This is a genomic window from Streptomyces sp. NPDC087906, from assembly GCF_055584925.1.
This window is the reverse complement of sequence record NZ_JBVJLC010000008.1, coordinates 100,706-122,651: the sequence shown is the minus strand read 5'-3', so window position 1 is coordinate 122,651 and position 21,946 is coordinate 100,706. Positions and strand designations below refer to the sequence as shown.

Here is a 21,946-nt window from a genome sequence, read left to right as displayed (position 1 = left end):
GTAGCGTCGCTCGGTGGACTTCAGTACGAACACGGGCGCATCGCCCGGCAGCGGCCTTCGGCCGGCCGTCGAGGGCGATTTCCAGACCCAGCTCACGGTACGGACGACGTTACGCACGAGCGTCCAGCTCGCCGACTGGGCGGACGCCCACGGCCTCACCCTGACCCCGACCGTCCTGGACCGGGGCCGTACGCCGGGCCGGCCGACGCTCACCCGGCGCGGCACCGGCAGTTACGAGGAGCAGCGGCACGCCGCCGACGCGTGCGCCGGGCTGCTGGCCGAGGCCGGCTTCGCCGTCGTACGGACGCGGATCGAGGCGGCCGCCTGGAACGACGGGGTGCCGCTGACGGACGCCGACGCGGCGGCGCTGCCCCCGCACTGCCACTTCGAGCACCGGATCACGCTGCGGCTGGCCATCCCGTACGACACGAAGCGGCTGGCCGCGCTCGCCGAGCGGCACTCGGCCCAGGTGGCGCGCACCGCACGCCGGGTGCTCTCCCCCGGCGTACAGGAGCGGTCCGTCGTCCAGCGGGTGCCAGGGGCCGGCCGGACCGCCGCGCGCGCCCGGCTGGACGGGCTGCTGGACGCGCTGTTCTCGGCGGGCTTCCAGCCGGCCGACGTCGAGGAGGGGTTCGTACTCCTCGACGACAACCCCCCGTTCAGCCCGCCGGGCCGGGTCTGACCCGGTCGGTTCCGCAGCCTGATGCCGATGGTGATGCTGGTGGTGCTGGTGGTGCTGGTGGTGCTGGTGGTGGCCGTGGTGGTGGTGCCGATGGCCGGACTCAGGCGCCCACCAGCGGCCTGCCGCCCAGTTCCGTGTCGGTCGGGAGCTGGCGCCTGATCCGCTCCAGCGCCCCGCCGAAACCGCCGCCCGAGATACCCGACTCGTACGCCGCCCCCGCGCAGTGCAGCGTCAGGCTCAGCTCGGCGCGGCCGGCCGGTGCTCCGGTCTGCCGCTCACCGAGCGTCAGCAGGCAGTTGAGCGTGGCCTGTTGCGCCACCCCCGCCGCGACGACCGGCAGCCGGACGTCCCACTCCATGACGCAGGACGACAGCACCTCACCCGCGCCCACCGGTTCCAGGGTGGCGAAATCCGGGCCCTGGTACTCGACTTCCCTGATCCGGGTCCGGACCTCATGCCCGCTCGTCGTAAAGGTGATCGCTTCCGCGCCCTGGCGGTCCCGGTACCAACCCGCCCATGAATCCGTCAACTCCGCTGTCATGGCGCGGACTGTAGCGCTAACGGGATCTTTCACCGTCAGCCGCCCTGCGGATCGCGCCACATGGGCCACATATGTGGTCCGTCCGGCAGATCGACGGTGGTGCCGGTGAAGGCGAAGCCGAGCCGCTCGTAGAGCCGGCCGCTGCGCTCGCTGCTCGCCTCCAGATAGGCCGGGGTCCCTTCGCGGTCGCAGCGCTCCAGCACCGGCTCGATCAGCGCCTTGCCGAGGCCCTGGCCCTGGTGCTCCGGGGACACCGCGATCATCAGCAGATACTCGTGGGCCCGGTCGTGCGGATGGATCGCACCCGTCAGCCGGCCGATCAGCTCGGCGCGTTCGTTGTCCGGGTCGGAGACCTCCCGCATCCTGGCCGGGGTGTCGTCCTCCTCCTCGGGCAGCCCGGCGGGTATCTGGAGCCAGAGCGCCGCCGCGTTGCCGTCCTCCGTGATGTCCGCGCGTCCCTCGGTGAGCGCCACGTCCACGAACACGCCGAGGAACTTGCTGTGCAGGGTGCGCCGCTGCGCCTCGTCCGGGAAGACCCAACTGCTCACCGGGTCGTCCATGAACGCCTCGTCCAGCAGCCGCACCAGGGTCGCCCGGTCCTCCTCCCCGGCCTGTCGGATCCCTACGCCCGGCACCTGGCCCGGCAGCCCGCCCGGCACCCCGCCGGGCCCCGCGCCCGATTCCGCGGCCGTGTCTGTCGCCTGGCTCATGATCCGGCCCTCCTCGCTGATCGTCGTGTCGTCAATAGGACGAGGCGATCTTAGAGTTGGGGCGCCCGGCTGTCCCAGCGGGCGACGGAGTCGTTACCGGCTGCGGCGCGTGACGAACTCCGCCAGGGCCATCAGATCGCCGGCCGCCGTGAGGTCGGGGACGGCCCGGGAGAGCTGATGGACCGCCCGGGACATCCGGTCGGCCGCCTGGAGCTGCGCCCAGTCCCGCCCGCCGGCCCGCTCGACGGCAGCCGCCGCGCGCTGGACGTCCGCCGCGTCCATCGGGCCCCGGTACAGCTCGGCCAGCTCCTCGGCGGCCGGGGTGCCGGAGGCGAGCGCGGCGACGACCGGCAGGGACTTCTTGTGGGCCACCAGGTCGGCGCCGGCCGGTTTGCCCGTACGGTCCGGGTCGCCCCAGATGCCGATCAGATCGTCGATGAGCTGGAAGGCCAGGCCCGCCTCCCTGCCGAACGCGTCCAGCGCGGCGACCTCCTCGGCGCCGGCGCCCGCGTAGAGCGCGCCGAGCGCGCACGACGTGCCGAGCAGGGCGCCCGTCTTGGCCGTCGCCATGGAGAGGCACTCGTCGAGCGTGACCTCGTGCGGCCCCCGGTCCTCGAAGGCGCAGTCCGCCTGCTGGCCGGCGCAGAGTTCGATGACGCAGGACGCCAGGGCGGCCGAGGCCGCCGCCGACGCGGGATGCGGGTCCTCGGCGAGCAGCCGCAGCGAGAGCGCCATCACGGCGTCGCCCGTGATGATCGCGTCCGGGGTGCCGAAGACCGTCCAGGCGGTGGCGCGGTGCCGACGGGTCGGGTCCTCGTCGATCACGTCGTCGTGGAGGAGGGTGAAGTTGTGGGCGAGTTCCACGGCGACCGCGGCCCGTACGGCCTGCCGCGGATCTCCGCCCAGCGCGCGGGTCGCGGAGAGTACGAGGGCGGGTCTGATGGCCTTGCCCGCCCGGCCGGAGGACGGGGTGCCGTCGGCATGCTCCCAGCCGAAGTGGTACATCGCGACTCTCCGTATGGAGCCCGGCAACGACTCGACGGTGGAGCGCAGTTCCGGATCGACGACGGTCCGGGTGCGTTCCAGGAGCGCCACCGCCTCATGGCCCTCGGCGGGGGCGTCCGTGCTGGTCATGGTCATGATCGCTTCCTTCTGCGGCGCGACGGGGGAACGAGGTGGGGGGCGGGGTGGGGCGAGGTGGAGGAAACGGGCCGTGGTGCGGGGCGGGTGCCGGAGGGGCCGGCCGGCGGGCTCGTACGGTCCGGCCGGCCCCTCCGGGCTGTCCTCACCCGGTCCGGCGCCTCACTGCCGGCGTCTCACTGCCGACGGGTCACTCCCGCCGCCTCACTACCAGCGGCTCACTTCCACGTTCTCCAGGACACCCACGGCGTCCGGCACCAGGATCGCGGCCGAGTAGTAGGCCGTGACCAGGTACGAGATGATCGCCTGCTCGTCGATCCCCATGAAGCGGACCGACAGGCTCGGCTCGATCTCGTCGGGGATGCCGCTCTGCTGGAGCCCGATGACGCCCTGCTCGGCCTCACCGGTACGCATGCAGATGATCGAGGTCGTCCGCGCGTCCGAGATCGGGATCTTGCTGGACGGGAAGATGGGCACCCCGCGCCAGGCGGGCACATGGTGTCCCGCGACCTCCACACTGTCCGGGTAGATCCCGCGCTTGCTGCACTCGCGGCCGAAGGCGGCGATGGCCTTCGGATGGGCCAGGAAGAGCTTCGAGCCGCGCCGCCGCGACAGCAGCTCGTCCATGTCGTCGGGGCTCGGGCCGCCGTCGTGCGGCTGGAGCCGCTGGCCGTAGTCGCAGTTGTTCAGCAGGCCGAACTCGCGGTTGTTGACCAGCTCGTACTCCTGGCGCTCGCGCAGCGCCTCGACCGTGAGCCGCAACTGCTGCTCGGTCTGGTTCATCGGCTGGTTGTAGAGGTCGGCGACCCTGCTGTGCACCTTCAGCACGGTCTGGGCCACGCTCAGTTCGTACTCGCGCGGCGCGCCCTCGTAGTCCACGAACGTGTGGGGGATGGCGGCCTCGCCCACATGGCCCGCCGAGAGGTCGATCGCGGCCTCGCCGTACTGGTTCGTCCGCTGCTCGGGGATGGCCGCCAGGCCCGCCAGATGCCCGCTGAGCGAGTCGGCGCGCTCCGCGAGGTTCAGCACGTCCTGGCGGGTCAGCACCAGGACCGTGGCCTTCGTCGCCGCACGGGCCGTGTACTCCCAGGTGGCGTCCGCGTCGAGCAGGGCCTGGTCGCCGAAGTACGCCCCGTCGGCGAGGACTTCGAGCACCGTCTCGTCCCCGTACGGGCCGGTGCCGATCCGCTCCACCTTTCCGTGCGCGAGGAGGAACACCCGGTCGTCCGCGTCCCCGCTGGCCGCCAGGACCTGGCCGGCGGCGAACTCCTGCTGTTCGCAGCGGTTCGCCAGCTCGGCGAGCACCTCCTCGTCCTCGTAATCACGTAGCGCAGGCAGTTCCCCGAGCTCGGCGGGGATGACCGCCACCCGGTCCCCGGTCTGCACGAACGTCACGCGTCCGTCGCCGACCGCATAGCTGAGCCGCCGGTTCACCCGGTAGGTACCGCCCTGCACCTGAACCCACGGCAGCATCCGCAGCAGCCACCGCGAGGTGATCTCCTGCATCTGCGGAACCGATTTGGTGGTGGTCGCCAGGTTCCGCGCGGCGGCGGTTCCCAGGCTCTGCTGGGGCGGCGCCTGTGCTTCACGGACCTCGTCACCAACCGACATGAAGTCTCCCCTTCGATCATGTGCTGACCTGCGGGACAAAGACTTTCAGCACCGACCGTGGCCGCGCCATTACACAAATGAGTGGGACTGATTCCCGTAGGACGGGGCACAACACGCGATAGTCCACTCCGATGGGCCAATTGTCCTGATAAGCCCGCACCGGCAGTGGCGGGCGGTGCGCGGTGCGTACCCGTATCGCGACCGGACCGACGGCAGACCGACATGACACCGGGGCGGCCGCGCGCCGACAATGAGGGGTGACCTCGCCCGATGCGCTCGATCCCGCAGGACTGCGGCCCCTGCTGCCCTCGCCGCTCCAGCCCGCGGACGACGAGCGTTTCGCCCGGCACGGGGTACGGCTGCTGCTCAAGCGCGACGACCTGATCCACCCGGAGCTGCCGGGCAACAAGTGGCGGAAGCTGACGCCCAATCTGCGGGCCGCGTCAGCCGCCGGGCTGCGCACCCTGCTGACCTTCGGCGGCGCGTACTCCAACCATCTGCGCGCCACGGCGGCGGCGGGCCGGCTGCTCGGCTTCGCCACCGTCGGGGTCGTACGGGGCGAGGAGTTGGCGGACCGGCCGCTGAACCCCTCACTCGCGCGCTGCGCGGCCGACGGGATGCGGCTGTGCTTCGTCCCGCGGGCCGCGTACCGCCGTAAGGCAGAGCCCGGAGTCGCGGCCTCGCTGGTGACAGCGGCGCTCGCGGGCAGCGGCCTGGAGCGGGATTCCGTTTATCTGCTGCCCGAGGGCGGCAGCAACGCCAGAGCGGCCCGGGGCTGCGCCGGTCTCGGCCAGGAGCTGCGCGGCGCCGCCGAGGTCGCCGCCGTCGCCTGCGGCACCGGCGGCACCCTGGCGGGCCTTGCGGCGGGGCTCGGGACCGGACAGCGGGCGGTGGGCTTCCCGGTCCTCAGAGGCGGCTTCATCGGCCAGGAGACGCGCGAGCTGCAACGGGCGGCCTTCGGCGGTCCCGCCGGTGACTGGAGCCTTGACGACCGGTTCCACTTCGGCGGTTTCGCCCGGGTGCCCGCCGTCCTCGACGCCTTCGCCGACGACTTCGAGGACCGGCACGGACTGCCGGTGGAGCGGGTCTATGTCGCCAAGATGCTCTACGGTCTGACGACGCTCGCCACGGAGGGCGCCTTCGCGCCCGGCAGCACGGTCGCCGCCGTCATCACCGGCCGCCCCGAAACCGGCAGCCCCGAAACCCGGAGCGCATAAGGACCCCCGAGCACGTAAGGGCCCCAGTGCACGTAAGGGCCCCGGTGCACGTGAGGACCCCCGAGCGCGTGAGGACCCCCAGCACGTGAGGACCCCCGAGCGCGTAAGGGACCGGGCCCCGGTCAGTCCGAACTCTCCTCCCGGTAGGCCGCCGCCTCCTCCAGGTCCAGCCTGCGCAGCAGCGTCCGCAGCATCTCGTCGTCGATGCTCCGCCGGTCCCGCAGCTCGACGAAGACCGACCGCTCCGTCTGCAGCACCTCGCCCGCGAGGCGCCGGTACGTCTCGTCCGCCGACTCCCCCGTCGTCTCGTTGACGGTCCCGAGGCGCTCCCACACGGCGTTGCGGCGCCGCTCCAGGACCGCGCGCAGCCGGTCGGCCAGCGGCTTCGGCAGGGAGTTGCGGTCGTCGGCGAGCAGTTCGCGCAGCCGCTGCTCGGCGGCCCGTGACGCCTCGCTCTGCGCCTGCGCCTCGGCGAGCGTCTCGGCCTGCCTGTCGCGCCCCGGCAGCTTCAGCAGCCGGATCAGCAGCGGCAGGGTGAGCCCCTGGACGACGAGCGTGCCGATGACGGTCGTGAAGGTCAGGAACAGCACGAGGTTGCGCCCGGGGAAGGGGTCGCCGTCGTCCATGGTCAGCGGGATGGAGAAGGCGATGGCCAGCGACACCACCCCGCGCATCCCGGCCCAGCCCACGATGAGCGGCGCCTTCCAGGTGGTGTCCGGCTCGCGCTCCCTGATCCGCCGGGACAGCCGGCGCGGCAGGAAGGTCGCCGGGTAGACCCAGACGAACCGGGCCAGGACGACGACCACGAAGACGCCGACGGCGTACAGGCACGACTCGGCTACCCCGTACTCGCCGAGTCCCCTGAGCACGAACGGCAGTTGGAGCCCGATCAGTGCGAAGACCGCCGACTCCAGCACGAACGCGACCATCTTCCACACGGCGTGCTCCTGGAGCCGGGTGTCGAAGTCGACCTGCCAGGAGCGGTGTCCGAGGTAGAGGGCGACCACGACGACGGCCAGCACCCCGGAGGCGCCGAACTGCTCGGCGAGCGCGTACGCGACGAAGGGGATGAGCAGCGACAGCGTGTTCTGCAGGAGCGCTTCCTTGAGGTGGGTGCGCAGCCAGTGGAGCGGCACCATCAGGACGAGCCCGACGGCCACCCCGCCCAGCGAGGCCAGCGCGAACTCGCGGAGCCCCTCGCCCCAGCCGGTCCCCGCGCCGACGGCCGCCGCCAGCGCCACCTTGAACGCGGTGATCGCCGTCGCGTCGTTCACCAGCGACTCGCCTTGCAAAATCGTGGTGACCCGGCCCGGCAGCCCGAGCTTCCTGGCGATGGCCGTGGCGGCGACCGCGTCGGGCGGCGCGACGACGGCGCCCAGCACCAGGGCGGCGGTCAGCGGCAGGTCGGGCACCAGCAGGAAGGCCAGATAGCCGACGACGAGGGTCGCGAAGAGCACGTAACCGACCGAGAGGAGCGCGACGGGCCGCATGTTGGCCCGCAGGTCGAGGTACGAGCTGTCCACCGACGCCGTGTACAGCAGCGGCGGCAGGATCAGCGGCAGCACGATGTGCGGGTCGAGCGTATAGGCGGGTACGCCGGGCACGTAGGCGGCGATCAGCCCGACCGTCACGAGCAGCAGCGGCGCGGGCACCGGCGTGCGCCGCGCGGCCCCGGCCACGGCGGCGCTGCCCGCCACCAGCGCGACCAGCTCCAATACATCCATCCGGGTGTGTCCTCACATGCGTCGTAACCTTGGTCATCATGAGCGAGTGCGAACACGTCGCGGATCTGCCGCGCCCCGAGCCCGAACCGCAGAGTGACACGTGTCTGGAGTGCCTGGCGGCCGGCACCCATCCCGTACAGCTACGGATGTGTCTGGTGTGCGGCCATGTCGGCTGCTGCGACTCCTCTCCGTTCCGGCACGGGACCCGGCATTTCAAGGACACGGGCCATGCGGTGATGCGGTCGTTCGAGCCGGGCGAGAGCTGGCGCTGGTGCTTTGTGGACGGTTCGATCGTCTGACGTGTGGGTACGTCAACCCTCCGCCGGTTATTCCGCATTGGGCGGTCCACACCTCAAGCGACTTTGCGTGCGCATGGACTTACCATCGGTGACAGCCGTGCGGAGAGGGTCCGGCGACAGGGCACTATGGATCGCGATAGCGTCGCCAGTCCAGACCGGCTGCGTGCCGACCACGTACCGCAAGGCTCCGGACCTCTCCCGGTCCTGAGCCCTGAAAGCTTGTGCCACCTTGGAGGTGAGGGTGTCCCAGATCGCAGGCGAGCCCGGGACCCAGGACTTCGTGGAAGTCCGGCTGCCCGCTGCGGGTGCCTACCTGTCCGTGCTGCGTACGGCCACGGCCGGCCTCGCGGCGCGCTTGGACTTCACCCTCGACGAGATCGAGGACCTGCGCATCGCCGTCGACGAGGCCTGCGCGATCCTGCTTCAGCAGGCCGTGCCCGGCTCCGTCCTGAGCTGCGTCTTCCGGCTGATCGAGGATTCGCTGGAGGTCACCGTCTCGGCCCCGACCACCGACGGGCGCGCGCCGGAGCGTGACACGTTCGCGTGGACGGTGCTCTCGGCGCTGGCCGGCAAGGTCAACTCGACGGTGGCAGAGGACCGTACGGTCGCCATCAGCCTGTACAAACAGCGCGGCGCCGGACCCGGTCCGGCGTGAGGGACGGGGGGAGGCCGGTGGACGGGGGAAGGCCGGTGCAGGACGAGGGGCGCGTCCCCCGGGATCCTGGGGGAGGGCACGAGGGCTCCGAGCGGGTGCTCACTCCTGCGGGTGTCCCGGAGCAGCAGGCCCGCCCCCACCCGGTGGACGGATCTGACGGACCGGACGGCGGGACGGCGGCGGAGCAGGCGCGGGCGGAGCGGGCGGCCTTTATGAGCGAGCAACACCACGATCCACATGACCGCAGCGGGGCGCGGGCGATGTTCATCGAGCTGCGCGAGCTGCCTGACGGTTCGTCCGAGAAGGCGGATCTGCGCAACAGGCTGGTGCGGATGCACCTGCCGCTGGTCGAGCATCTGGCCAGGCGCTTCCGCAACCGCGGCGAGCCGTTGGACGATCTGACGCAGGTGGCGACGATCGGCCTGATCAAGTCGGTCGACCGGTTCGACCCGGACCGCGGGGTCGAGTTCTCGACGTACGCGACCCCGACCGTCGTCGGCGAGATCAAGCGGCATTTCCGCGACAAGGGCTGGGCGGTACGGGTGCCCCGCCGCCTCCAGGAGCTGCGGCTCTCGCTGACGACCGCCACGGCCGAGCTGTCGCAGCAGCACGGCCGCTCGCCCACGGTCCATGAACTGGCCGAGCGGCTGGGGATCTCCGAGGAGGAGGTCCTGGAGGGCCTGGAGTCCGCCAACGCGTACTCGACCCTGTCGCTGGACGTGCCGGACACGGACGACGAGTCGCCGGCCGTCGCCGACACGCTCGGTTCCGAGGACGAGGCCCTGGAGGGCGTCGAGTACCGGGAGTCGCTGAAGCCGCTGTTGGAGGATCTGCCGCCGCGCGAGAAGCGGATCCTGCTGCTGCGCTTCTTCGGCAACATGACCCAGTCGCAGATCGCGCAGGAGGTCGGCATCTCCCAGATGCATGTGTCACGACTGCTGGCCCGCACGCTGGCGCAGTTGCGGGAACGGTTGCTCGTGGAGGAATGACGGGGCAGGGCGGGGCCCGTGCGTCAGGCGTCGTCGCCTGCCGGGCCCCGGATGCCGAGCGCCTCGGTGGTCGTCGGGTTGACCAGGGCCACGAGCCCGGCCACGGCGACCACCGCGAGCGCGATACCGGCCGGCACCAGCGCCCCGGACGCCGTGAGCAGCGCCCAGGCGGCGGGCAGCGCCATGATCTGCGTGATCATCGCGGGGCCCCGGCTCCAGCGGCGGAGCAGCCACAGCCCGCGGGCGGCGATCAGCGGAATGGCGCCGAGGACGAGCACGGTCACCCCGAGCGTCGCCGCCTGCTGCGGACTGTCCGGGTCGCCGCTCACCGCCTCGACCAGCAGATACACCCCGCCGGCCAGCAGTGCCAGGGCCTCGGCCAGGCACACGGCCGCCGCGACGGCGAGCCGCGCGGGGCGCGGTCCCCGGACGGCGCCGGGTGCGGGTTCGGGGGTCTTCTTCTCACTGCTGCTCACCCGAGCAGCGTAGCCGCCGCCCACGGGCCGGGATCGGCCCCCGGGGTCACCGGCCGGTAATCTTCCAGGCATGCGCGCACTCCTCGTGGTCAATCCGGCAGCAACCACCACCAGTGCCCGGACACGTGACGTTCTGATCCACGCACTCGCCAGCGAGATGAAGCTGGAGGCCGTCACGACGGAGTACCGCGGACACGCGCGCGACCTCGGCAGGAAGGCGGCCGAGTCCGACGACATCGAACTGGTCGTCGCGCTCGGCGGGGACGGCACGGTCAACGAGGTCGTGAACGGGCTGCTGCACAACGGCCCCGATCCGGACCGGCTGCCCCGGCTGGCCGTCGTGCCCGGCGGCTCCACCAACGTCTTCGCACGGGCGCTCGGCATCCCCAACGACGCCGTGGAGGCCACCGGAGCGATCTTGGACGCCCTGCGGGACGGCAGCGGCCGTACGGTCGGTCTGGGGCTCGCCGCGGGCACTCCTGGGACGGACGACGAAGCGGTGCCGTCGCGCTGGTTCACCTTCTGCGCCGGATTCGGGATGGTGGCCGGAGTCGTCGGCCGGGTCGAACAGCACCGGGAGCGCGGGAAGCGTTCGACGCACGCCCTTTACGTGCGCCAGGTGATACGCCAGTTCCTCGAAGAGCCGCACCGCAGACAGGGGATGATCACCCTGGAGCGGCCCGGCGCCGACCCCGTCACCGACCTCGTGCTGTCCATAGTCTGCAACACGGGCCCCTGGACCTACCTGGGGAATCGTCCGGTGTACGGCTCCCCCGGCGCCTCTTTCGACACCGCGCTGGACGTGATCGGACTGAGCCGGCTGTCGTCGGCCGCGGTCGCCAGATACGCCACGCAACTGCTCACTTCGACGCCCGAAAAAGGCCTTCATGGGAAGCATGCCGTCGCCCTGCACGACCTGACGGACTTCACCTTGCATTCAAAGGTGCCCCTGCCCTTCCAACTGGACGGCGACCACCTAGGACTGCGAACGAGCGTGACGTTCACAGGCGTACGCCGTGCACTGCGTGTGATTGTGTGAGTGGAAGGGGCCAAACTCCTTCCACTCGAACGTTTAGGCTGGCATCCACCCCATGGAAGTACGGCTGTGACCTAGTCGACACCGAGGAATCAAAAAAAACTTTCCGGAAGGGGTTGTATCCGCCGCCGAGGTTTGCGAATCTCTACATGGCGATCGGGACGGCCCGCAACACCGGCCTCCCTGAGAACCAGAACCCCTCCTCATGCCAAGGACGACGTCAGTCCATCTGACGGTCGACCCTTCCCTTGTTGAGGGATTCGTGAAAGCGTTCACATTCACAAGCAACATGAATGACACACCCAGAGAGGTAGCAGCCATGGACTGGCGTCACAACGCCGTTTGCCGCGAGGAAGACCCCGAGCTGTTCTTCCCCATCGGCAACACCGGTCCTGCGCTGCTGCAGATCGAGGAAGCCAAGGCCGTCTGCCGTCGCTGCCCCGTCATGGAGCAGTGCTTGCAGTGGGCGCTTGAGTCCGGCCAGGACTCGGGCGTCTGGGGTGGCCTCAGCGAGGACGAGCGCCGCGCGATGAAGCGCCGTGCCGCTCGCAACCGGGCGCGTAACGCGACCGCCTGATCCACCCCGCACGAGCCTCAGCAGGCGGAGCGTACAGCGTGTACGCATGGTCCCGCCCCCGAACCGCAGCGCGCAGTACCCCCACCGATGCGCATAGCAAATGAGCTTCGAGCCGAGCCCCGAACCGTCACAAACGGTTCGGGGCTCGCTGCTGTGCGGTCCCGGTTCAGGCCTGACCCCGCGTCACTTCAGACGTACGTCACTTCTGCGGCTCGACGGGGATGTCCAGCACCACCTGCGTGCCGCGCTCGGGGGCCGGCACCATGTCGAAGCTGCCGCCCAACTCGCCCTCCACCAGCGTCCGTACGATCTGCAGCCCCAGGTTGCCCGCCCGCTGCGGGTCGAATCCCTCGGGCAGCCCGCGGCCGTCGTCCTGGACGGTGATCAGCAGCCGGGCGTCCGAACGGGCGCCCTCGCTCCGCTGCTTGCCCGCCGTCTCGCCCGAGCGGATCACGGAGACATCGACCCGGCCCTGGTCGGCGGGGCCGAAAGCGTGTTCCAGGGCGTTCTGCAGAATTTCCGTGAGCACCATCGAAAGCGGCGTGGCCACTTCGGCGTCCAGAATCCCGAACCGGCCGGTGCGCCGGCAGACGACCTTGCCGGGTGAAATTTCGGAAACCATTGCGAGAACCCGGTCGGCGATCTCGTCGAATTCCACCCGCTCGTCAAGATTCTGTGAAAGCGTCTCATGCACGATCGCGATCGAACCGACGCGCCGTACCGCCTCGTTGAGCGCTTCCCTGCCCTGCTCGGAGTCCATCCGCCGGGACTGCAGCCGCAGCAGCGCCGCCACCGTCTGGAGATTGTTCTTCACCCGGTGGTGAATCTCCCGGATGGTGGCGTCCTTCGTTATCAATTCACGCTCGCGGCGCCGGAGTTCCGTGACGTCGCGGAGCAGCACCAGCGAACCGATGCGGGTGCCCTTGGGTTTGAGCGGGATGGCCCGGAGCTGGATGACCCCGACGGCGCTCTCCACCTCGGTCTCCTTGGGCGCGTACCCGCTGGCCAGTTTGACCAGGGCCTCGTCCACCGGGCCTCGGGCGGGCGCGAGTTCGTCGGTCGCCCGGCCCAGATGCTGGCCCACGAGGTCGGAGGCGAGCCCCAGCCGGTGGTAGGCGGACAGGGCGTTGGGGCTCGCGTACTGGACGACCCCGTCGGCGTCCAGCCTGATCAGCCCGTCACCGACGCGCGGTGACGCGTCCATGTCGACCTGTTCACCGGGGTAGGGGAACGATCCGGCGGCGATCATCTGCGCCAGGTCGGAGGCGGACTGGAGGTACGTCAGCTCCAGCCGGCTCGGCGTGCGGACGGTGAGCAGGTTGGTGTTGCGCGCGATCACGCCGAGCACCCGGCCGTCCCGCCGTACCGGGATGGACTCGACCCGTACCGGCACCTCCTCGCGCCACTCGGGGTCGCCCTCCCTGACGATCCGCCCCTCGTCCAGGGCGGCGTCGAGCAGCGGGCGCCGGCCGCGCGGGATGAGATGGCCGACCATGTCGTCCTGGTAGGACGTGGGTCCGGTGTTGGGGCGCATCTGTGCGACGGAGACGTACCGGGTGCCGTCGCGGGTGGGGACCCACAGCACGAGGTCGGCGAAGGAGAGGTCGGAGAGCAGTTGCCACTCCGAGACCAGCAGGTGGAGCCATTCGAGATCGGACTCGCTCAGGGCGGTGTGCTGGCGTACGAGGTCGTTCATGGAGGGCACACAGCGAGCGTACCCGCGGAATTGACCCGCCCCTACGGATGGACAGCACAGAATGGTCTAGTCCACAATGAACGGGTAAAGCTTCCGCCTTCCCCGCACAGGAAGGCGGGACCGAGGCACCCGGCGCCCTCTGCCCTGACCGCGCCGCTGCCTCTTCCACGGCCGTGCGGGACCGCACACCCGTCCGGCCGTAGTAACTCCGGGCTGCGGTGCCGGACGGGCTGAGGGTCCCGTCCCGGCGCCGCGGCCCGCGGGTGTTTCCTGGGCACGGCGGCGCGGGCCGCACGCCACGCGGCAGCGGCTCTCAGCGGGTCTCGGTGACCTTCGCCAGGGCGCGCGGGGCGTCCGGGTCCTGGCCGCGGGCGATGGTGACCTCGTACGCAAGCAGTTGCAGCGGCAGGATCTCCAGGACCGGCTGCACCTCCTCGGCGACGCCGTCCGTCGGCAGGACGAATCCGGCCGACGCGGTCTCGACCTCCCACTTCGGGCCGACCACCACCAGGTCGGCGCCCCGGCCGCGCAGCCGGTCGAGCACGGGACGCAGCACCTCGCCGCCCTTGCCGTCGGGGACGACGGCGATCACCGGCGATACGTTGTCGACCATCGCGAGCGGGCCGTGCAGCAGGTCGGCGCCCGAGTAGGCGAGCGCCGGGATGTAGCTCGTCTCCATGAGCTTCAGCGCCGCCTCCTTGGCCGTCGGGTAGCCGTAGCCCCGGGAGGTGAGGACCATCCGGTCGGCGAAGCGGTAGCGGGAGGCGAGCGTCCGCACCTCGGCCCTGCGGCTGAGGATCTCCTCGGCGAGGTCCGGCAGGACGGCCGCCGCGACGCCGTCACCGCCGCCCAGGCCCTCCACGAAGAGGTAGAGCGCCAGCAGGGTCGCGGTGTACGTCTTCGTGGCGGGCAGCGCCTTCTCGGGCCCCGCCAGGACGTCGATGTGGAACTCGGACACGGCGGCCAGCGGCGAGTCCGGGCTGTTGGTGACGGCGAGGGTGATCGCGCCCGCGTCCCTGGCCGCCTGGGTGGAGGTCACCAGGTCGGGCGAGCCGCCCGACTGGCTGACCGTGATCACCAGCACGTCGGTGAGGTCGGGGCGGGCGCCGTACGCCGTGATGGTGGACATCGAGGCGAGTCCGCACGGCATGCCGAGCCGGATCTCCAGCAGGTACTTCGCGTAGAGCGCCGCGTGGTCGGACGTGCCGCGCGCCGAGAGCAGCACGAAGCGCGGCCGGCGCTCGCCGATCGCCGCCGCCACCTCGCGGATGCCCGGGGCGCCGTCCCGCAGGATGCGCCGCAGCACCGCGGGCTGCTCCGCCATCTCGCCCGCCATGATCAGTCCGGGCTGCTCGCTCTCCGACATCGTCTCTGCCTCCGTACGGCGGGGTTCGTACGCCTTCCCGCAACCCGTCCAGTCGACCATGGGCTCGTGGGGCGCCGCCAGCCGGGGGCGGTTGATCCGCTGGTCAGGGGCCCTTCAACCAGGGCGGAAGGCTCTGCTAGATTGGTCTATACCACACATCGGACATCGTCACTCCCCCAGATCGGCAGGGCCAGCGTGGAAGTTGTCATCGTCCAGGACGCCGCGGCAGGCGGCGAGATCGTCGCGGACGCCATCGCCCGCCTGCTGCGGCGCAAGCGCGACGCGCTGATCGGGGTCGCCACGGGCTCGACCCCGCTGCCCGTGTATCTGGCGCTGGCCGCCCAGCGGCGCGCGGGGGCCGTGGATGTCTCGGACGCCCGGATCGCCCAGCTCGACGAGTACGTCGGACTGCCGGCAGGCCACCCGGAGTCGTACCGCTCGGTGGTGCTGCGCGAGGTCGTGGCGCCGCTGGGGCTCTCCGAGAAGTCCTTCATGGGCCCGGACGGCGGCGCCGACGACGTACAGGCCGCCTGCGAGGCGTACGACAAGGCGCTCGCCGAGGCCGGCGGGGTGGACCTCCAGCTCCTCGGCATAGGCACCGACGGGCACATCGGCTTCAACGAGCCGTGCTCGTCGCTCGCCTCGCGCACCCGGATCAAGACGCTGACCGAGCAGACCCGGGTGGACAACGCGCGCTTCTTCGACAACGACATCGAGCAGGTGCCGCACCACGTCATCACCCAGGGCATCGGGACGATCCTGGAGGCGCGCCATCTGGTGCTCCTCGCGACCGGCGAGGCCAAGGCAGAGGCGGTGGCGCAGGCCGTCGAGGGCCCGGTGGCCGCGCTGGTGCCGGCCTCCGCGCTGCAACTGCACGCGCATGCCACGGTCGTGGTGGACGAGGCGGCGGCGTCCAAGTTGAAGCTGGCCGACTACTTCCGCGCGACGTACGCGTCCAAGCCGGACTGGCAGGGCCTCTGATCCTTGAGGACACGACAAAGCGCCGGGCGGCCCGCACAGGCCGCCCGGCGCTTGCGTGTTCCGGTGGTGTCGGCCCGGTTCTCGTCACCTCATCGAGGTCTGGACGCTGCTCGAAGCCGATCAGGTGGTATCTTCTCGGAGGACTTTTCGGCTTGTGACTGTTCGAGGGAGGTGAGGTCAATGATCGCGGTAGAGATCGCTGCTGTCGGCAGCGCCCGGACCATCCTCACGTCCCGGGTCCCTGTCTGAATCCGTTTCCCTCCATCCAGCGGTGAGCGTGCTCGCTCGCGCGGTGGTCGTGTGACGTCCTGGCGGGGCCCCTGATCCAAAGGTCTCTCAAGTTGTCATCCTCCTCCACCTCTTCCTCCCCCGGCTCGTCTGCCGGTTCAACGCTGCTCGCGTTCGGGTGGGACGAGGCGTTCCACCGCGCCTTCGCCGCGCATCGCGCCGCCGGTCTCGTGCCCGCCCGGATCGTGCGTGCGGACCGTGGTCAGTGCGACGTCGTCACCGGCGTACGACCGCGCCACTCGGACCTCCCCCGCTGCCTCTGTGAAACGGACCGGCCTCTCCTCATGAACAATCCCCTTACCTGGACCACCCGCCCCGAGACCGCCGCCGACGTCGCCGCGATCCGCGCGGTCAACCTCGCCGCGTTCCCGACCCCGCTGGAAGCCGACCTGGTCGAGGCCCTGCGCACCGACCCGGCCTGGATCGACGGCCTCTCCCTGGTCGCACAGACCCCCGACGGCACCATCGCGGGCTTCGCGCTGCTGACCCGCTGCCACATCGACGACAGCCCCGCCCTCGTGCTGGGCCCATGCGCGGTGCTCCCCGCCTACCAGAGGACGGGAGCAGGATCCGCCGCGATCCGCGCCGCCCTCGACGCCGCCCGCGCCCAAGGCGAAAACCTCATCACTTGTCTGGGACACCCCGGCTACTACCCGCGCTTCGGGTTCACCCGAGCCTCGACCCACGGCATCCGCCCCACCTTCGAGGTACCCGACGAGGCCATGATGGTCCTCGCCCTGGACGCCACCGCTCCCGTCCCGAGGGGCACCATCCTCTACCCGGCACCCTTCGGGGTCTGACGACTCCGCCGCTCCTCGGAGACAACACGGAAGCGCCGGGCGGCCCTCGCGGGGCCGTCCGGCGCTCTTGTGTTCCGGTGGTGTCGAAGGGGCGGATCAGCCCGCCGTACGGCCGGTGATGACCTCCGCCGCGGCCTCGCCGCAGACGCGGGCGGCCCCGTGGGTCGCGATGTGCACCGCTCCCCTGGGCTCCGCCTCGTTCACGCCCATCTCGACCACGACCGTGCCGGGCCGGACCGCGAGCAGCGCGTCCAGCGCCTCCGCCATCCAGGCGTGCCGGTGGACGTCCCGTACGACGGCGACCACGGTACGGTCGCCCGCGGCCTCGACCACCTGGGCGGCCACGGCCCGCGCCCCGTCGTCGCCTGCCGTGTACGAACCGGTCTCCGTGCCGGGCAGCAGCCGCGCCAGCTCGGCCCCGACACCCCACGGGGTCTCGTTGCCGACGGCGATGTTCGCGACCGGGGTGAAGGCGGCGACGTACGGCGCCGACGTGAGCGGGGTGACCTCGCCGGTCACGCGTACCGCGCGGCGGGCGGCGGCCAGACCGACCGGCGCGCTCTTCACGGTGCCGGGCGCGGTCCCCTCCTGTGCAGCCGCGCCCGGCCCCGAAGCCCCCCTTACCCGATGAGTCCAGTCGGCGAGGTCGCGCACGCGCGCGGCCGCGTCGGCCAGTCGCTCCTCGGGCAGTTCACCGTTCCGTACCGCGGCGACCAGGGCGTCGCGCAGCCGCAGTACGGTGCCCTCGTCCGACAGCCCGCCGCCGACGCAGATGGCGTCGGCGCCCGCGGCGATCGCGAGGACGGAGCCGCGCTCGATTCCGTACGCCGAGGCGACGGCCTGCATCTCGATGCCGTCGGTGACGATCAGACCCTCGAACCCGAGTTCGCCGCGCAGCAGACCGGTGAGGATCCGCGGGCTCAGTGTCGCCGGGTGGTGCGGGTCGAGCGCGGGGAGCAGGATATGCGCGCTCATCACGGATTTGGAACCCGCTGCGATGGCCGCGTGGAAAGGCAGCAGGTCACGGGCGTGCACTGTGTCCAAGTCCACGTCGACCCTGGGCATCGCGTGGTGCGAGTCGACCGCGGTGTCGCCGTGTCCGGGGAAGTGCTTCGTGCAGGCGGCGACCCCGGCGGACTGCAGGCCCTCGACGTAGGCGGCGGTGTGCCGGGCCACCAGCGCGGGGTCGGCGCCGAAGGACCGTACGCCGATGACGGGGTTGTCGCGGTTGGAGTTGACGTCGGCGGAGGGCGCCCAGTTGAAGTTGACCCCGCACTCGGCGAGCCTGCGGCCGAGTTCGCGGGCCACGTCCCGGGTGAGGTCCGTGTCGTCCACGGATCCGAGGGCGTAGTTGCCGGGGAAGGACGAGCCGGTGCGCACTTCGAGCCGGGTGACGTCGCCGCCCTCCTCGTCGATGGCGACGAGGACGTCGGGGCGCTCGGCGCGCAGCCGGGCGGTGAGCGCGGCCAGTTGCTCGGGCTCGGCGACGTTGCGGCCGAACAGGGCGACCGAGGAGAGTCCTTCGCCGATGCGGCGCAGCACCCAGTCGGGGACCGTGGTGCCGACGAAGCCGGGCTGCAGGACGGCGAGCGCGTCACGCGTCAGCGTGTCCGTACCGGTGGTGATGGTGGTCATGGGTCGGCGTTATCCCTTCACCGCGCCGGCCGTCAGACCTGCGGCCATCTTGCGCTGGACGATGAGGAAGAGGACCACGATGGGGACAGCCATCATCGTGGAGCCGGCCATCATCGGTGCGAACTCGGTTCCGTGCTTGGTGGAGAAGTTGGACAGCCACACGGTCGCCGTCTGGTTCTGCTGGCTCATCAGCATCAGGGCGTAGAGGTACTCGTTCCACGCCTGGATGAAGCCGTAGACGGAGGTGGCGACGAGGCCGGGGGCGAGCAGCGGGAAGACCACGCGGACGAAGGCGCCGGTGCGGCTGCACCCGTCGACCATCGCCGCTTCCTCCAGCTCCTTGGGGATGTTGACGATGAAGCCGCGCAGGGTCCACACCGTGAAGGGCAGGGTCAGCGTCAGGTAGGTGAGGACGAGCCCGCTGAGCTTGTCGTACTGCTTGAGGTCGTTCAGCAGCAGGAAGACCGGGATGATCATGGCGACCAGCGGGACCATCTGGACGGCGAGGATCCCGACGATCACGATCTTGCGGCCGCGGAAGGCGAACCGGGAGATGGCGAGGGCGGCGAGCAGGCCGACCACGATCGCGATGAGGACGGCGGCTGCCGAGACGATCAGCGAGCGGGTGACCGGGCCCCAGAAGTCGGCGATGTCCAGCGCGCGCTGGAAGTTGGACAGGGTGAAGGTCCGGGGGAAGAAGTGCGGGTCGGGGTCGATCGCTTCCTTGGCCGGTTTGAACGCCGTGTTCAGCATCCAGTAGACGGGGAAGCCGATGGCGACGAAGACCAGCAGCCCGACGATGTTCCAGCCGAGCTTGCCCTTCTTGCGGGAACGCTTGCCGGTGGTGCGCGCGGGCGCCGGGGCGGCGGCGGCGACAGGGGTCGCGGCGGTCGTGGTCACTCCACCTCTCCGATCTTCAGCATCTGGCGCATGTACACGGCGATCACGCCCAGCAGCAGCGCGACCGTGATCAGTGCGATGGCCGAGCCCTGGGAGTAGTCGTTGACGACGAACGCCTTGTCGTACGAGTAGGTGGTGAGCAACTGGAACTCGGCCTCGGGGTGGCCGTCGCGCATCACGAACACCTGGGGGAAGACGCCCATGTCCCAGATGACCGACAGGGTCGCCAGCATGACGAGGATGGGCTTGAGGAGCGGCATGGTGACGTGCCGGAAGACGCCCCAGGCGCCGGCGCCGTCGAGGCGGGCCGCCTCTTCGAGTTCGGCGGGCACCTGGGTGAGTCCCGCCGTGAGGGTGATGGCGACGAACGGTACGGCGCCCCAGACCACCAGCAGGATGATCACGGAGAGGCCCTGGGTGCCGCTGGCGAACCAGTTGTGGCCGATCAGGTCGACCCCGGGGACCCTGCTGAGCAGCCAGTTGAGTACGCCGTAGTCGGAGTCGAACATCCACTTGAAGATGGTGATGGCGACGACGACGGGCATGCCCCAGCTCGCGATGAGGGCGATGTTGATGAGGGTCTTGACCCAGCCGGAGACGCGCTGAAGGAGCAGCGCGACCAGCATGCCGAGGACCAGCGTCAGGATGACGCAGACCGCGGCGAAGACGACGGTCCGCAGGGCGACGGTCCAGAACTCGCTGTCGCCGAGGACCTCGGTGAAGTTGCTGAAGCCTGCCGACTCGGCTGGCTGGAAGCCCCAGAGCTGGGGCTGGCCGAACTTCTGGAACGACAGGGTGACCAGCCGCACCAGCGGGTAGCCGAAGACGAGACCGATGACGAGCAGTCCTGGCGCGAGCAGCAGCCAGGGGATCGAGCCCCCGCCCTTCCCGCGCTTTCCGCCGGGCTTCCCGGGTCTGCCGGGTGCGATGCCCGGTTGTGGGTCGCGCCGCGCCGGCGGCACCTTGACAGTGGTTGTCTCTGCGGCACTCATCGCGCGCTCCTCGGGGTCCCTCTCTTGGTGCAGCCCGCCGGACGGGGCCCCGTCGGGTTCGACGGGGCCCCGTGCTCAGGTCACTTGGTGTTGATGACCTTGTCGATCGCGGCGTCCGCGGTCTTCGCGGCGTCCTCGACCGACGCCTTGCCGGTGGCGATGGACTGCAGCATCGTCTGCAGTACCTGGGCCTTCTCGACCTGTCCCCAGCCCGGAGCCTGCGGGACGAACCAGCTCGACTCGGCGGCGGTGGCCGGCACTGCGGTGGCCGGGTCGCTCTTCATGGGAGCGAGGTCCGTGGTGTTGTTGGGCAGGTTGCCCTTGGCGACGAGGCCCTTCTGGCCCTGCGCGCCGGTGAAGTCGTTGATCCACTCGGCTGCGAGGTCCTGCGCCTTGGACTTGACCGGGACGGCCAGGTCCGAACCGCCCAGGAAGACGGGCATGTTCTTGCCCGAGGGACCGGGCATCACGAAGTTCTCGAGGTTGCCCTTGAGCTTGCCGGTGGTGTCGGCCTTCGGGTCCTCGGCGGACGCGCCTTCCCAGGCGGCGCCGAAGATCATGCCGGACTTGCCCTGACCGTAGATGGTGAAACGGTCCGACTCGTCCTTGGTCTTGTCGCCGTGCATGTACTTGTCTTCGATCTTCTTCCAGTCGTTCAGGCCCTTGATCGACTCCGCGGAGGAGAGGTTGGCCTTGAACGTGCCGCCGTTGTCGGTGGCTATGGAGCCGCCGGCGTCGTAGACGAAGGACATCGCCGCGTACCAGTCACGGGAGGGCTGGTACCAGGCGTTGAACTTGGTCCCCTCCTCCTTCTGGATCTTGTCCAGGTCGGAGGTCAGCTCGGCGTAGGTCTTCGGCGGCGCGCTGATGCCGGCCTTCTTGGCGATGTCCTTGCGCCAGTTGCCCACGCGGCCGCCGGCGTAGTACGGCACACCGTAGGTCTTGCCGGAGTAGGTCACCGACTGCTTGAGGCCGTCGAGCCAGGCACCGGAGTTGTCGAACTTGGAGGCGTCGACGGGGGCGAAGGCGCCCTTGACCATGTAGCCGAGCATCTCGGTGTTGCCCATCTCGACCACGTCCGGCGCCTTGTCGGTGGCGAGGACGGCGTCGAGCTTGGTGTTCTTGTCGGGCCAGCCGTAGTACTCGTGCTTGATCTTGACGCCGGGGTGCTTCTTGACCAGTGCGGCATCGGCGGCCTTCACCAGGTCCGGCCAGTTGTTCTGGGCATCCACCGTCAGCCATACGGTGAGTGCTTTGGCGTCCTCCGACTTCGAAGACCCGTTGTCGGACTTGTCGTCCGAGCCACACGCCGCGATGCTGACCAACATGCCCGCGACGCCGACCGCCGCGATGAGCTTGCGCTTCACGCCACCCTCCTCAGGGATTCCTGCAACCCCCCGCCCACCGCGAAGACTTACGCCGAGTACTGACTGGGGCTGGGACCTGGTCTTTAATGGTTTAGACCAGTACGGGGAGCTTGGCCTAGACCTTTGGGGGTGTCAAGGGTGTATAAGAAGGGCAGTGACGTCCGTTATCGGACCGACACCTGAGAGGCAGGCCCACGTCTTGTGACCGGACCGTGCCACCATGTGAGCCGCGACAGACGGAGGAGCCGGTGACGGCAGCAGCGC

General features: G+C 70.4%; 22 protein-coding genes. 9 read left to right on the top strand and 13 right to left on the bottom strand.

Annotation, left to right across the window (positions count from 1 at the left end):
• The first annotated feature begins 13 nt into the window (after nucleotides 1–13).
• Nucleotides 14–682 (top strand): hypothetical protein, encoded by a 669-nt coding sequence (locus tag ACZ63I_RS23690; protein WP_469340982.1) that lies wholly within the window; start codon nucleotides 14–16, stop codon nucleotides 680–682.
• A gap of 100 nt (nucleotides 683–782) precedes the next feature.
• Here the strand turns inward: ACZ63I_RS23690 and ACZ63I_RS23685 are convergent, their stop codons facing one another.
• From ACZ63I_RS23685 to ACZ63I_RS23670, 4 genes are all read right to left on the bottom strand, one after another.
• Nucleotides 783–1,223: a DUF6304 family protein gene (locus ACZ63I_RS23685; protein ID WP_469340981.1), complete on the bottom strand. Its 441-nt coding sequence runs from the start codon at nucleotides 1,221–1,223 to the stop codon at nucleotides 783–785.
• A gap of 35 nt (nucleotides 1,224–1,258) precedes the next feature.
• Nucleotides 1,259–1,783 (bottom strand): GNAT family N-acetyltransferase, encoded by a 525-nt coding sequence (locus tag ACZ63I_RS23680; protein WP_469341125.1) that lies wholly within the window; start codon nucleotides 1,781–1,783, stop codon nucleotides 1,259–1,261.
• 243 nt (nucleotides 1,784–2,026) lie between these two features.
• The gene (locus tag ACZ63I_RS23675; RefSeq protein ID WP_469340980.1) at nucleotides 2,027–3,073 is read right to left on the bottom strand and encodes a family 2 encapsulin nanocompartment cargo protein polyprenyl transferase; all 1,047 of its coding nucleotides are present in this window, start codon (nucleotides 3,071–3,073) and stop codon (nucleotides 2,027–2,029) included.
• Between the two features lie 207 nt (nucleotides 3,074–3,280).
• Nucleotides 3,281–4,684: a family 2B encapsulin nanocompartment shell protein gene (locus ACZ63I_RS23670; RefSeq protein WP_469340979.1), complete on the bottom strand. Its 1,404-nt coding sequence runs from the start codon at nucleotides 4,682–4,684 to the stop codon at nucleotides 3,281–3,283.
• A gap of 257 nt (nucleotides 4,685–4,941) precedes the next feature.
• Here ACZ63I_RS23670 and ACZ63I_RS23665 point away from each other — a divergent pair, with 257 nt between their 5' ends.
• Entirely contained in the window at nucleotides 4,942–5,901 is a 960-nt protein-coding gene (locus tag ACZ63I_RS23665) for a 1-aminocyclopropane-1-carboxylate deaminase/D-cysteine desulfhydrase (protein WP_469340978.1), read from the top strand.
• Nucleotides 5,902–6,023: 122 nt separating this feature from the next.
• On the opposite strand, the gene ACZ63I_RS23660 is transcribed toward ACZ63I_RS23665, so the two are convergent.
• Entirely contained in the window at nucleotides 6,024–7,625 is a 1,602-nt protein-coding gene (locus tag ACZ63I_RS23660; RefSeq protein ID WP_469340977.1) for a Na+/H+ antiporter, read from the bottom strand.
• A gap of 38 nt (nucleotides 7,626–7,663) precedes the next feature.
• On the opposite strand from ACZ63I_RS23660, the gene ACZ63I_RS23655 reads away from it, so the two are divergent.
• The 3 genes from ACZ63I_RS23655 (at nucleotide 7,664) to ACZ63I_RS23645 (ending at nucleotide 9,568) form a co-directional block, all read left to right on the top strand.
• Nucleotides 7,664–7,924, top strand: a complete 261-nt coding sequence (locus ACZ63I_RS23655) for a UBP-type zinc finger domain-containing protein (protein WP_469340976.1) — start codon at nucleotides 7,664–7,666, stop codon at nucleotides 7,922–7,924.
• A 241-nt stretch (nucleotides 7,925–8,165) separates the two neighbouring features.
• Nucleotides 8,166–8,579 carry an ATP-binding protein gene (locus ACZ63I_RS23650; protein ID WP_469340975.1) on the top strand — a complete coding sequence of 138 codons (414 nt, stop codon included), beginning with the start codon at nucleotides 8,166–8,168 and terminating at the stop codon, nucleotides 8,577–8,579.
• A gap of 35 nt (nucleotides 8,580–8,614) precedes the next feature.
• Nucleotides 8,615–9,568, top strand: a complete 954-nt coding sequence (locus ACZ63I_RS23645; protein ID WP_469340974.1) for an RNA polymerase sigma factor SigF — start codon at nucleotides 8,615–8,617, stop codon at nucleotides 9,566–9,568.
• 23 nt (nucleotides 9,569–9,591) lie between these two features.
• Here the strand turns inward: ACZ63I_RS23645 and ACZ63I_RS23640 are convergent, their stop codons facing one another.
• Nucleotides 9,592–10,044 carry a hypothetical protein gene (locus tag ACZ63I_RS23640; protein WP_469340973.1) on the bottom strand — a complete coding sequence of 151 codons (453 nt, stop codon included), beginning with the start codon at nucleotides 10,042–10,044 and terminating at the stop codon, nucleotides 9,592–9,594.
• 70 nt (nucleotides 10,045–10,114) lie between these two features.
• Between ACZ63I_RS23640 and ACZ63I_RS23635 the strand changes: the two genes are divergently transcribed.
• Nucleotides 10,115–11,083: a diacylglycerol/lipid kinase family protein gene (locus ACZ63I_RS23635; protein ID WP_469340972.1), complete on the top strand. Its 969-nt coding sequence runs from the start codon at nucleotides 10,115–10,117 to the stop codon at nucleotides 11,081–11,083.
• A gap of 316 nt (nucleotides 11,084–11,399) precedes the next feature.
• Nucleotides 11,400–11,657, top strand: a complete 258-nt coding sequence (locus ACZ63I_RS23630) for a WhiB family transcriptional regulator (protein ID WP_004937597.1) — start codon at nucleotides 11,400–11,402, stop codon at nucleotides 11,655–11,657.
• A 199-nt stretch (nucleotides 11,658–11,856) separates the two neighbouring features.
• On the opposite strand, the gene ACZ63I_RS23625 is transcribed toward ACZ63I_RS23630, so the two are convergent.
• Both ACZ63I_RS23625 and ACZ63I_RS23620 read right to left on the bottom strand, forming a co-directional pair.
• Entirely contained in the window at nucleotides 11,857–13,353 is a 1,497-nt protein-coding gene (locus ACZ63I_RS23625; RefSeq protein WP_469341124.1) for a histidine kinase N-terminal domain-containing protein, read from the bottom strand.
• Nucleotides 13,354–13,666: 313 nt separating this feature from the next.
• Nucleotides 13,667–14,719, bottom strand: a complete 1,053-nt coding sequence (locus ACZ63I_RS23620; protein ID WP_469340971.1) for an SIS domain-containing protein — start codon at nucleotides 14,717–14,719, stop codon at nucleotides 13,667–13,669.
• A 195-nt stretch (nucleotides 14,720–14,914) separates the two neighbouring features.
• Between ACZ63I_RS23620 and nagB the strand changes: the two genes are divergently transcribed.
• Nucleotides 14,915–15,700, top strand: coding sequence for a glucosamine-6-phosphate deaminase (gene nagB / locus ACZ63I_RS23615; protein ID WP_469340970.1), 786 nt, complete (start codon nucleotides 14,915–14,917; stop codon nucleotides 15,698–15,700).
• Nucleotides 15,701–16,086: 386 nt separating this feature from the next.
• On the opposite strand, the gene ACZ63I_RS23610 is transcribed toward nagB, so the two are convergent.
• A complete protein-coding gene (locus tag ACZ63I_RS23610; protein ID WP_469340969.1) occupies nucleotides 16,087–16,227 on the bottom strand; it encodes a hypothetical protein in 141 nt (46 codons plus the stop codon).
• Between the two features lie 45 nt (nucleotides 16,228–16,272).
• On the opposite strand from ACZ63I_RS23610, the gene ACZ63I_RS23605 reads away from it, so the two are divergent.
• Entirely contained in the window at nucleotides 16,273–16,788 is a 516-nt protein-coding gene (locus ACZ63I_RS23605; protein WP_469340968.1) for a GNAT family N-acetyltransferase, read from the top strand.
• Nucleotides 16,789–16,884: 96 nt separating this feature from the next.
• Here the strand turns inward: ACZ63I_RS23605 and ACZ63I_RS23600 are convergent, their stop codons facing one another.
• The 4 genes from ACZ63I_RS23600 to ACZ63I_RS23585 form a co-directional block, all read right to left on the bottom strand.
• On the bottom strand, nucleotides 16,885–18,423 hold the full coding sequence (locus tag ACZ63I_RS23600; RefSeq protein ID WP_469340967.1) for a glycoside hydrolase family 3 protein: 1,539 nt from the start codon (nucleotides 18,421–18,423) through the stop codon (nucleotides 16,885–16,887).
• A gap of 9 nt (nucleotides 18,424–18,432) precedes the next feature.
• Entirely contained in the window at nucleotides 18,433–19,323 is an 891-nt protein-coding gene (locus ACZ63I_RS23595) for a carbohydrate ABC transporter permease (protein WP_469340966.1), read from the bottom strand.
• Complete coding sequence (locus ACZ63I_RS23590) at nucleotides 19,320–20,315, bottom strand: carbohydrate ABC transporter permease (RefSeq protein ID WP_469340965.1); 996 nt, start codon at nucleotides 20,313–20,315, stop codon at nucleotides 19,320–19,322. The genes ACZ63I_RS23595 and ACZ63I_RS23590 overlap by 4 nt, the downstream gene beginning before the upstream one ends.
• Nucleotides 20,316–20,395: 80 nt before the next feature.
• Nucleotides 20,396–21,682 carry an extracellular solute-binding protein gene (locus ACZ63I_RS23585; protein ID WP_469340964.1) on the bottom strand — a complete coding sequence of 429 codons (1,287 nt, stop codon included), beginning with the start codon at nucleotides 21,680–21,682 and terminating at the stop codon, nucleotides 20,396–20,398.
• Nucleotides 21,683–21,946: the final 264 nt, after the last annotated feature.